Source organism: Vibrio coralliilyticus ATCC BAA-450 (genome assembly GCF_000176135.1).
GTDB lineage: Bacteria > Pseudomonadota > Gammaproteobacteria > Enterobacterales > Vibrionaceae > Vibrio > Vibrio coralliilyticus.
In genome coordinates this window covers 682,999-693,691 of sequence record NZ_ACZN01000016.1, presented here as the reverse complement: position 1 = coordinate 693,691, position 10,693 = coordinate 682,999, and the positions used below count along the sequence as shown (strand labels likewise).

The 10,693-nt window shown below is 46.3% G+C and carries 10 protein-coding genes; 7 read left to right on the top strand and 3 right to left on the bottom strand.

Annotation, left to right across the window (positions count from 1 at the left end; translation table 11 throughout):
• Positions 1-30 precede the first annotated feature (30 nt).
• Positions 31-846, top strand: coding sequence for a restriction endonuclease (locus tag VIC_RS14280; RefSeq protein ID WP_006960689.1), 816 nt, complete (start codon positions 31-33; stop codon positions 844-846).
• A 37-nt stretch (positions 847-883) separates the two neighbouring features.
• Here VIC_RS14280 and VIC_RS14275 read toward each other — a convergent pair whose 3' ends face one another.
• Positions 884-1,870, bottom strand: a complete 987-nt coding sequence (locus VIC_RS14275; protein WP_006960688.1) for an aldo/keto reductase — start codon at positions 1,868-1,870, stop codon at positions 884-886.
• Positions 1,871-1,929: 59 nt separating this feature from the next.
• On the opposite strand from VIC_RS14275, the gene VIC_RS14270 reads away from it, so the two are divergent.
• Positions 1,930-2,871: a LysR family transcriptional regulator gene (locus VIC_RS14270; RefSeq protein WP_006960687.1), complete on the top strand. Its 942-nt coding sequence runs from the start codon at positions 1,930-1,932 to the stop codon at positions 2,869-2,871.
• A gap of 99 nt (positions 2,872-2,970) precedes the next feature.
• On the opposite strand, the gene VIC_RS14265 is transcribed toward VIC_RS14270, so the two are convergent.
• Together VIC_RS14265 and VIC_RS14260 are read right to left on the bottom strand one after the other, a co-directional pair.
• Entirely contained in the window at positions 2,971-3,171 is a 201-nt protein-coding gene (locus tag VIC_RS14265; RefSeq protein ID WP_006960686.1) for a chromosome segregation ATPase, read from the bottom strand.
• 79 nt (positions 3,172-3,250) lie between these two features.
• Positions 3,251-5,167: a methyl-accepting chemotaxis protein gene (locus VIC_RS14260; protein ID WP_006960685.1), complete on the bottom strand. Its 1,917-nt coding sequence runs from the start codon at positions 5,165-5,167 to the stop codon at positions 3,251-3,253.
• Positions 5,168-5,522: 355 nt separating this feature from the next.
• Here VIC_RS14260 and VIC_RS14255 point away from each other — a divergent pair, with 355 nt between their 5' ends.
• The 5 genes from VIC_RS14255 to VIC_RS14235 are packed head-to-tail and all read left to right on the top strand — an operon-like array spanning position 5,523 to position 10,689.
• The gene (locus VIC_RS14255; protein ID WP_006960684.1) at positions 5,523-6,479 is read left to right on the top strand and encodes an AAA family ATPase; all 957 of its coding nucleotides are present in this window, start codon (positions 5,523-5,525) and stop codon (positions 6,477-6,479) included.
• 9 nt (positions 6,480-6,488) lie between these two features.
• A complete protein-coding gene (locus VIC_RS14250) occupies positions 6,489-7,415 on the top strand; it encodes a DUF58 domain-containing protein (protein ID WP_006960683.1) in 927 nt (308 codons plus the stop codon).
• On the top strand, positions 7,412-7,885 hold the full coding sequence (locus tag VIC_RS14245; RefSeq protein WP_021458215.1) for a DUF4381 domain-containing protein: 474 nt from the start codon (positions 7,412-7,414) through the stop codon (positions 7,883-7,885). Before VIC_RS14250 ends, VIC_RS14245 begins: the two co-directional genes overlap by 4 nt.
• Entirely contained in the window at positions 7,878-8,846 is a 969-nt protein-coding gene (locus tag VIC_RS14240) for a vWA domain-containing protein (protein WP_039951961.1), read from the top strand. The genes VIC_RS14245 and VIC_RS14240 overlap by 8 nt, the downstream gene beginning before the upstream one ends.
• A complete protein-coding gene (locus VIC_RS14235) occupies positions 8,839-10,689 on the top strand; it encodes a VWA domain-containing protein (RefSeq protein WP_006960680.1) in 1,851 nt (616 codons plus the stop codon). The genes VIC_RS14240 and VIC_RS14235 overlap by 8 nt, the downstream gene beginning before the upstream one ends.
• Positions 10,690-10,693: the final 4 nt, after the last annotated feature.

The following is a 10,693-nucleotide window of genomic DNA, read 5'->3' as shown; positions in this document are numbered from 1 at the left end:
TCTTAAGCTTCAACAATCATTAATAAACTTATGGCTAAAAGAAATGACAGCATTCTGATTCACTTGTGTAGTGCACCTTGGTGGGTCAGCGTCACAATGTCTCTTATCACCTATTTTGGACTTGCCAGCGTCTTACCAAGAATCTTTGCATCCACAGATAACTTTATTCTGAATGCAATTGGACCCAACTTGCCAAATCTAGCGCCTTTGTTTGGCTTTTTGTTTCTGATACCCGCTCCAATCTCATTGATTGCTCAACGTAACAGAAAGCAGAGGTACAGCCGAACCACTGCACAACTTAAATCTCAACGATCCACTGCTGCATTAAATGACTTGAGCTGGATTGAGTTCGAGAGTTACATAGGAGAGTTTTTTAAACACCAGGGTTATCACGTAAAACAAGCACTCTCTTCGGCACCCGACGATGGAGTCGATATATGGCTTACCAAAAATGGAGACGTTAGCTTAGTACAGTGTAAACATTGGAAAAGTAGAAAGGTTGGCGTTCAGGTACTGAGAGAAATGTACGGTGTTATGCTGGCTAATCAGGGCAAACAGATGATTATCGTAACCTCCGGCCACTTCACTTCTGAAGCCATCCGATTTGCCGCAGACAAACGCTTTTGGTTAATATGCGGCGATGAACTAGTGAACATGGTAGAAGATGGACGCTACTTCATTGACCGGTCGTCATCCGAACCATCAAAACACGACGAAGATAGCGTCCTGTGTCCTAAATGCCAGTCAGAATTAGTACTCCGGACTGCAAGGAAAGGCAAGAATTCAGGCAAGCAATTTTATGGCTGCTCCTCTTTTCCTAAATGTCGATTTACTTTAAACACCTAACCGATTAAAAACGTGGCTGATAGCATTAAGAGTAGCGCTAGGCATTAACTCCTTTCATACCCTCAGAAGTATAACGATCACCCACAGGTTTAAAATTGTTGATGGCTCGTTCCAGCATTTTATGGTCCTGAGTCGTCAGCTCAATATTCACGGCTCCAAAGTTATCCTCCAAGTATTTAAGTCGCTTCGTACCCGGAATCGGTACTATGTCTTTACCTTGGTCAAGCAACCAAGCTAAAGCTATTTGGGCCGAAGAACATTCCTTCTCAACTGCCAACTGTTTTACCGCGTCGGATAGCGGTTGATTAGCCTTTAAATTTTCAGACGTGAAGCGTGGAAGTGCTTTGCGAGCATCGCTCTGGGCGAAGTCCTTTTCTGACTGAATATTCCCAGTCAGAAATCCGCGTCCTAACGGCGAATATGGCACGAATCCAATACCGAGTTCACGACAAGTGGGCAAAATTTCAGCTTCCACATCTCGAGTCCAAAGTGAATATTCCGTCTGAACCGCCGTTACTGGATGTATTGCATGTGCTCGCCTCAGCGTGTTTGCGCTCACTTCAGAGAGCCCAATATGTGCGATTTTCCCAGCAGAAACTAGATCACTAAGCGTCTCCATTGTAGTTTCAATAGATGCATTAGGATCTAAGCGGTGAATGTAATAGAGATCAATACACTCAACGCCGAGCCGACGCAGTGAGCCTTCACAGGCCTTTCTTATGTAATCCGGGCTGTTATCAATACGTCGTTTGTATTCTCCCGGCTCACGTACAATGCCACACTTGGTTGCCACTTTTACGTTACTGCGACGAGTCCTTAAGAATCGACCAATCAGTTCCTCGTTATGATGGTCACCATAAGTATCTGCTGTGTCCAAAAGCGTACACCCTAGATCAACAGCTTTATTCAATACCTCTATTGATTCTTGATCATTTCTGGGCCCATAGAATTCACTCATTCCCATGCAACCTAGGCCGATCGCAGATACTTCTAAGCCATTTCCCAAGATACGTTTTTCCATCATCTAAATTTCCTTGGTTTGTTGTGTTGTTCACAGTATGCTCTCCTCAAAAGGAGGTTCATATGGCCAAAAAACACAATCAGTTTTCCGAATTCGGAAATAACAAACACAGTAGACTCAACTGGGATGATGCACGAGTCTTCTTGGCCATAGCGAGAGCAGGAACACTAAGTGGCGCATCCAAAACACTAAAAATAGGTATCGCGACAGCGACTCGTCGGCTCGAACGCTTAGAAAATGCGCTTGAACTGCGGTTGTTCGTGCGTGACCAACTAGGATACAAACTTACCGATGAAGGGCTGTCACTAATTCCTCAAGCAGAAGCTCTGGAACAAGCCGGATATGCGTTTGGCTCTGCGGCACAAGGTACGGATGATGGGGTTTCAGGCCACGTTCGATTAGCAACCGCACAAGGACTGGCTGATCATTTGATCATTCCGGCCTTACCAAATCTACTCAGCAAGCATGATGGACTCAATGTAGAAGTGGAAACCAGTGTTTCAACCGTCAACTTGCATCGAAGAGATGCTGATATGGCTATACGTATGGTGAGGCCAGAGAGAGGAAATGTAACTATCCGTCGTTTAGGAGATTTAGGTTTTGGGCTTTACGGATCTGAAAGTTATTTAAATAGAAGACCTCGTTCAAAGCAGACAAATCCCTATGTGAATGATGACTTCATTGGCTGGACGGAAACTCAGCAACACCTTCCTGCTGCACAATGGATTCAAAAAACACTACGTGGCAGAACTTGCAAGCTTACTACGTCCAGTTTGTCCGCGCAGTTCAGTGCCGTTCATGCTGGCCTTGGGCTCTCAATTCTTCCTCACTTCATCGCTAAACAACAAGGTCTCATCTGCATTGAAAATGAGGTGGGCTGTAATAAACCTATCTGGCTTGCGATTCACTCAGATTTAGCACACTCAAGACGGATAAGAGTGGTCGCTGATTTCTTGAGCGAGCTAATTTATGAAAATCGGGAATTATTGGAGTTTGGAAAGTGAAAATAGGTTACCGAAAAGCTAACAAGTACCTGTTGTAACTAGCAAGTCCATCGAATACAAAAAAGCCGCTTAATGCGGCTTTTATTGAATACTTAGTTTCTAGTGCACTGGCTTATCGGTTTTCGAGTAAAACTTGCCAAAGTACTGTTCTAGGATTTCTGGCGTTAGCTCGCCGGCTTCTTCAAGTTTTTTCAGCTCTGCCGCGATAGCTTTTTGCTCTTCAAGTGATGGAAGCGCTACCTCAGGCTCATCACTCATTTCCTGAGACATTTGCTCTAGCTCTTTTTCAAAATCACTCATGATATTACTTACCTAATAATATAAAAACTGGGGCTAAGTTTACCCACTTAGCCCCAGTTATTCTAGTTCACGGATGGTTTTATAGCTTAAAGCTACCTACCATGCGATCAAGGCGTTCTGACAACTCTTTCAGATCAGAGCTGGCAGCTGCCAGTTCTTCCGCCGTACTAGTTGTTACTTCGTTGATGGCGTTAATCTCTTCGATGTTTTGGTTGATAGTATGCACAACCGTTGATTGCTCTTCCGTGGCCGTTGCCACCTGAGTATTGCGATCAGAAATATCATGGATTCGCTCAGAAATATTCACCAACACTTCTACCGCTTCATCTGAAGATGACACACCTTCATGGGTGACAGATTTGCCTGCTTCCATGGCCGTTACCGCATCTTTGGCGTCGCTTTGAAGTTGGTTGATCATCTTCTGGATCTCTTCTGTCGAATCTGCGGTTCGGCTTGCTAGATTTCGCACTTCATCCGCAACCACAGCGAAACCACGCCCTTGCTCACCCGCTCGCGCTGCTTCGATTGCTGCGTTCAATGCCAGCAAGTTGGTTTGCTCGGAGATATCACGGATTACGTCAAGAATCGAGCCGATTTCTTGTGTTGTCGATGCCAGTTGCTCAACCACTTGACCAGTATTCTCTATGTCCATAGCCAAACGACTGATCGCGTCTTTGGCCTTGTTAACAACATTCTGACCGACCTGAGTATTATCTGACGCTTGATTCGCGGTTTCTGCAGCGGTTGCCGCATTCGATGCAATCTCACTAATCGTTGCACCCATTTCATTAATCGCCGTGACTACCTGAATGGTTTGGTCGCGCTGAATCTGGCTGTTATCGTGAGTCGTGTTGGCTTTATGGGAAACACTTTCAGAGGCGGTTTGTAGCGCACCGCTGGTTGATGCGACTTCTTTCATCGACTCGTGTATTTTCTCGATAAAGCCGTTAAACCCTTCAGATAACTGACCAATTTCATCGCTGCTCTGAACTTCAATACGCTGTGAAAGGTCACCGTCCCCACGACCAAGATCGGTAAAGCGCGCTGCAATAGACTTGATTGGGCGTGTAATGCTGTTCGCTAAGAATAAACCCATGAAGATGAACAAAGCAGCAACCACTATCATAGTAACAGTCATCTGTTTGGCAACATAGTTAAGGTCAGCGAACACTTCATTTACCGGTGCTACACCGATAACAAACCAGTCCATTGAAGGAATATATAGGCTCGAAACGAAAACTTGCTCGCCCTCGTAGCTCGCTTCAATCAGGTTGAAGCCAGATTTATTCAAAAGCATAGAAGCTTCGCTTCCATACAATTGAGATAAGGTCGAGCTGGCTTTGTCCTTCTGGCGATGAATTTGTATCTGTCCTTGTGCATCCGTCAGGAATACAAAACCCGTGTCTTCGATTTGGAAGCCGTTGAGCAATCTAACCATGTCGTCCATTGATTTAGACAAGCCGGACATGCTGAATCCGTTTACAAACTGGAAGTTAGCGAACATTTTCACTTCACCAGTCGATTCCTGAAACATGCTCACCATGGTAGGTTGCCCAGACTGCGTGAAACCAAAGAACCATCCGTCTTGCTGTTCGTTCAACTGACGTAAGAAGCCATTCTGGTTCCAGTAGTAGGCTGTTTCACGATTCGCAACAGAGGCATCATTCAAATTGTATTGATTGCGAACGTTATTGAGCTCTTTAACCAGCATCGCTTCCACTTGAGGGTCGATGTTGGTCGTACTGACCGCTTGTTTAATAAATTCATTGTTTGCTATCTGCTCGGCGGCGCGCAGTAGCTGAGTCACATCGTAATCGATTTGACCTTTAATCTGGTCCAGCATAGATGGTAGTTCGATATCTACTAATCTATGTTCGAGGACCTCACGTGCCTGACGCTGTGCCATCACTCCGACAATAATTGTTGAAGCAAGAACAGCAAAAGTAATACCCGCAACAACCTTTTGCTTAATACTGATCGCGTTTAGTTTCATCATTCGAGTTGCCTTATAGCGCTTTATGATTGTATGAAAGTTGAAATCACAGTTAATTTTTAGCTTAGGAGGAGAGCAAGCCAAATTAAATTGTGACGCACTTTTTTATATCGGACAAAAAATACATTCCTTTACTGAATAAGTCATCAATTTCGCACTAATTTGCAAACCAATTTTTCGATATTGAACACTTGCATGAAGCGTTAAAATCCCCATATTGTAAGCAACTGAAATAATAGAACTTATGTTGCAGTACTAAGTTGGATAGTTATTAACCATCCAATACGCAACATTAGTCAATGGATGAACTTTTTCACTTCAAAATCCACTAAGTGAAAAAGCGAGGAGACAGACATCGATGAACTCTCAGTCATTTCATACCCTACAACAATACTTGGAAGGCCAAGTTATTGGTCAGACTGAACTTGTTAAACAACTTTTAGTCGCTCTATTAGCCGATGGCCACATTCTGGTTGAAGGCCCTCCTGGATTAGCGAAAACACGCGCTGTTAAGTCATTGGCTGACTGCATTGAAGGCGACTTTCACCGGATCCAATTTACTCCAGATCTACTTCCTGCCGATTTAACCGGCACTGATATTTTCCGTCCGGAAACGGGCGAATTTACATTCCAAGCAGGGCCGATCTTCAACTCATTGATTTTGGCCGACGAAATCAACCGTGCCCCTGCGAAAGTTCAGGCCGCGATGCTTGAAGCCATGGCAGAGAAACAAATCACCGCTGGTCGTCAAACATACCCACTGCCAGAGCTATTTCTGGTGATGGCGACACAAAACCCAATTGAGCAAGAAGGCACCTACCCGCTTCCTGAAGCGCAATTGGATCGCTTTTTACTGCATCTCAATGTGGATTATCCGAATGCAGAAAGTGAACTGGAAATACTGCGCCTGAATCGCGGTGAGGCAAAAGGCGAGGAAAAAGTCGCTCCGCCAATCCTCTCTCAACAAGATATTTTCTCTGCGCGACAGGAAGTATTGAACATCCACATGGCGGAAGGGGTTGAGAACTATATTATTCGCCTTGTTATGGCGACACGCCAACCAACGCAATATGACGAAACACTGAGTAACTGGATAGAAATGGGAGTCAGCCCTCGCGCAACCATCGCGTTAGATCGCTGTGCTCGTGCTCACGCTTGGCTCTCTGGTCGTGACTATGTATCACCAGAAGATGTGCAGGCGATGGCTTTTCCAGTTCTCAGACACCGTATTCTGCTCAGCTATCAGGCTCAAGCCGAAGGCATTAGTGCCAATCAGGTGGTTAACCGCCTTCTGTCTCTGGTGGGCAGCGCATAAGGGTTACAGATGGATAAACAATTATCCCCATACTCTGACGGCGTAAACTTGTGTCTTGATGAACTGCTTTACTACAAGCAGCAAGCGATAAAGTGGTTACCTCCTGCAAAGAGTTTGTGGTCTCAAATGCTGGGGCAACATCAGAGTAAGCAACTAGGCCGTGGTATGGACTTTGCCGAAGTCCGCCAGTATCAACCTGGTGACGATGTGCGGAGCATTGATTGGCGCGTAACCGCTCGAACCGGTAAACCTCATACCAAGCTTTTCACAGAAGAACGAGAGAAGCCCATCATTGTGTATGTGGATTTCAGTGCCAGCATGATGTTTGGTTCTCAGCTGATGTTCAAATCGGTCTTGGCATCTCATATGGCAAGCCTGATTGCGTGGTTGTCTGTTGCTCAGCGAGATCGTATAGGCGCAATGATTGATACTGGCGACCAACTGACTGAGCTAAAGCCGACCAGTCGTAATCAAGGGCCACTCGCATTAATTCAGCATCTGGTGAAGCTTCATCAAGACAAACTGCATCAATCGACTACGCCCCACTCCTCAGATATGGGCCATGGCTTACAGGCACTGAACCGCCTATGTCCTAAGGGGAGTGAAGTGGTCATCATCAGTGACTTCCTGCGTTTCTCAGAGTCAAACCAGCTATTACTCACTCGGCTACGTGCCCACAACCGCGTACGACTGGTTCATATTTCCGATCCTTTGGAAGCGGGCATCACCAGTTATCGCGGCGTCGAACAAGTTTCCGACAAACGTCAAACGTTGTGGATGGACTTTTCTTCACGAAAAGCACGCGATCAGATTAAGTCTGTTTTTGAACAAAAACAGCAAGATCTGAAAGACTTATCTATTAACCATGGCTTGAGTTTTACCCGTCTCTCTACCCAAGAATCATTACTACAACAATTATCTGGACGTAATCAATGAGCACCAATAACAAGGATTCACTATTACCACTTAATCCAATGCATTTACCGGAGGTGCCCTCGTGGTTTCCACTGGCATGGGGATGGTGGGCGACCGCAGGAGCGATTGTCTTTGGCACATTGATAATTTGGCTGACCTATCGCTGGAATAAAAAGCGTATGGCACCAAAGAAAACCGCGCTGAAGCTTATTCAGGCAGGTGACAAACCTGCTGAAGCCATTGAATTATTACGTCAGGCCGCGCTGTGTTACTACCCAAGAGAAGAAGTAGCGCAGTTAACGGGCAAAGAGTGGTATGCCTTTCTTGATACTCAGGTGAAATCACCCGTGTTCCTCGAGAACTATGAACTCTGGCAAGAGGCTTTGTATTCGAAAGAGCCCGTAGGAAATGCCTCCGAATTGATTACCCATTGCTCCCAATGGGTCGATGAGGCGCTTCCGCCAAAAAGAAGGAGAGCCAAAGTTGGCTAACATCGAATTCGTATGGTGGTGGGCATTTCTGCTGCTACCACTCCCCATACTGATTTATTTTTTACTGCCGCCAGTTAAACAGTCATCTCCCGTTTATATGCCCTACCTGCCCGACTCAGCGGCAGGCAGTGCGCCGAGGAACTTGTTGGCTAAAGTTCTGGCGGGTCTGGTTTGGGTCTGCTTGATTACCGCGGTTGCAAGACCTGTCTGGTATGGCGACCCTGTCACGACACAACCGAAGCATAGAGACATGATGCTGGTAGTTGATCTGTCTTACTCGATGAGTAAAGAAGACATGCAATTCAACGGTGACTATATCGACCGTTTAAGCGCAGTCAAACAGGTCTTATCTGACTTTATTTCCAAACGTCAGGGAGACCGATTGGGCCTAGTGCTGTTTGCCGATCACGCTTATCTGCAAACACCATTAACGCTTGATAGACATACCGTTGCCGAGCAGCTCAATCAAACCGTATTACGCCTTATTGGGACCAAAACCGCGATTGGCGAAGGCATAGGGCTAGCGACCAAAACCTTCGTCGATAGCGATGCACCGCAACGTGTGATGATACTACTCAGCGACGGCAGTAACACTGCGGGCGTACTTGACCCAATCGAAGCGGCCAAAATTGCCAAGAAGTACAACGCCACGATATACACTGTTGGCGTCGGCGCCGGAGAGATGATGGTCAAAGAGTTTTTCATGACACGTAAAGTCAACACAGCTCAAGACCTAGACGAAAAATCTCTGATGGAAATCGCCAAGCTGACTGGTGGGCAATATTTCCGTGCCCGTGACAGCAAAGAGCTGGCGACTATCTATGACACCATCAATAACCTAGAACCTGTTAGCCAAGCCACACAAACCTGGCGACCACAGCAAGAGTGGTTCGGGTTTCCACTTGCAATCGCACTGGCGGGCTTCTTCGCACTTATTATCATCAGGAGGAATCATGTCTGATTTTCGCTTCCTCTATCCAGAGTGGCTGCTGGTACTTCTTCCACTATGTGGGTTAGTTTTCTGGCTCTCAAAACGTAGCCGTAACCAGACGTTAATTGCCCCCCACCTTGCCAAAGCAATGGGTATACAACACAAATCGGCACGCAATACTGTCACCAGTGCAATCGCCATATGCGGTTTAATCGCCACAATTGCTCTCTCTGGGCCAAGCTTTACCAGCTCAGAAAGGCCTAGTTTCAGCAACGATAGTGCTCGTGTGCTAATCATGGACATGTCGATGTCTATGTATGCCACTGACATCAAACCTAACCGGCTGACTCAGACTAAATACAAGGCCAGTGACCTACTCAAAAAATGGAGTGAAGGTACCACGGGTCTCGTCGCTTACGCTGGTGATGCGTACACCGTTAGTCCGATGACCTCAGATACGCGCACCATTCAAAACCTGATACCCAACCTCAGCCCCGAATTGATGCCCTACCCCGGTGCCGACGCAGTAAAAGCCGTCCGTTTAGCTATTGATATGATGAAAAACGCCGGCTTGTCTCGTGGTGATATCATACTCTTCAGTGACGATTTGGATGGTGCGGAAACCCAAGGAATTCAAGATCTTCTTGAGGGTACACACTGGCGATTATCCATACTCGGTGTGGGCACCCGCTCAGGTGCTCCTATACGACTCAATGATGGCACTCTACTCAAAACCGACGCTGGGCAAACCGTGGTGGCAAAATCCAACTTCGGTAACATGAATAGCGTGTCCAAATCCCTTGGTGGTTTCTTTACACCTATTCAGCTCAATAACAGCGACATAGACGCCATAGCCAATCGCACAAGTAGCATTGAAAGTACGGGTAAACTAAACCAGTCACAACAAATCAGTGATCGGGTCAACAGCGGTATCTGGTTAGTACCCTTGCTGATCATCCCGGCGCTTCTTATGTTTCGTCGTGGCTTTTTGTTTTCGATGATCATCTTGGCTTACCCACTACTGTCGCCTAAACCAGCGATGGCTTCAGCTTGGCTTAACAGTAATCAACAAGCCAAACAGCTCTACGATGCCGAGCAGTATCAAGAAGCGGCGGATCTGTTCGAGAACAAAGAGTGGCAAGGTATAGCGCAGTATCAGGCAGGCAACTTCCCTGCCGCCATCAATGCACTTAAAGATTCACAAACGCTAAACGGAAAATACAACCTCGCTAACGCCTACGCTCAAAACCGAGAGTTTGACCAAGCCATTAGCCTTTATGAGGACGTGCTCAAACAAGATCCGAGCAACGAAGATGCAAAGAAAAACCTGGAGATTGTCAGACAACAGCAACAGCAACAGCAACAGCAACAGCAACAGCAACAGCAACAGCAACAGCAACAGCAACAGCAACAGCAACAGCAACAGCAACAGCAACAAAAGTCTGGCGATGACTCCTCTTCAGAGCAAGAGAATTCCTCTCAATCTGGGCAAGATTCATCTTCAAATGAGAAATCGTCTGACAAGCAATCTGAGCAGCAGCAATCTCAAAAACCTCAGCAAACCCAAGAAGAGACAGGCGAACAGCAAAAGCAACAGGCATCAAGTTCCGAAACTCCTCAGCAACAACAAGAGCAGAACAAGCAACAGCAAGGTGCTTCAACGTCGGAACAAGAGTCAGAGTCGCAAGATAAAAGCGCGACTCAACCGCAAAGCGCAGCTGAGCAGGAGCAAAATTTAGAGCAAATTGACCCTGCACTTCGAAAACTGGAACAGGTCGAAAGCGCGCGCGACCCTAGCCGTTTACTCAGAGCTCAAATGATGTTGCAAGCTCAGCAAAAGCAACCACCGCAGAATACAGGTAAGAAGTGGTAACTAT

Coding starts and splice junctions, on each gene's coding strand:
- VIC_RS14265 (WP_006960686.1), bottom strand. CDS start 3,171: ATGAGTGATTTTGAAAAAGAGCTAGAGCAAATGTCTCAGGAAATGAGT.
- VIC_RS14280 (WP_006960689.1), top strand. CDS start 31: ATGGCTAAAAGAAATGACAGCATTCTGATTCACTTGTGTAGTGCACCT.
- VIC_RS14250 (WP_006960683.1), top strand. CDS start 6,489: ATGGATAAACAATTATCCCCATACTCTGACGGCGTAAACTTGTGTCTT.
- VIC_RS14275 (WP_006960688.1), bottom strand. CDS start 1,870: ATGATGGAAAAACGTATCTTGGGAAATGGCTTAGAAGTATCTGCGATC.
- VIC_RS14270 (WP_006960687.1), top strand. CDS start 1,930: ATGGCCAAAAAACACAATCAGTTTTCCGAATTCGGAAATAACAAACAC.
- VIC_RS14260 (WP_006960685.1), bottom strand. CDS start 5,167: ATGATGAAACTAAACGCGATCAGTATTAAGCAAAAGGTTGTTGCGGGT.
- VIC_RS14235 (WP_006960680.1), top strand. CDS start 8,839: ATGTCTGATTTTCGCTTCCTCTATCCAGAGTGGCTGCTGGTACTTCTT.
- VIC_RS14245 (WP_021458215.1), top strand. CDS start 7,412: ATGAGCACCAATAACAAGGATTCACTATTACCACTTAATCCAATGCAT.
- VIC_RS14255 (WP_006960684.1), top strand. CDS start 5,523: ATGAACTCTCAGTCATTTCATACCCTACAACAATACTTGGAAGGCCAA.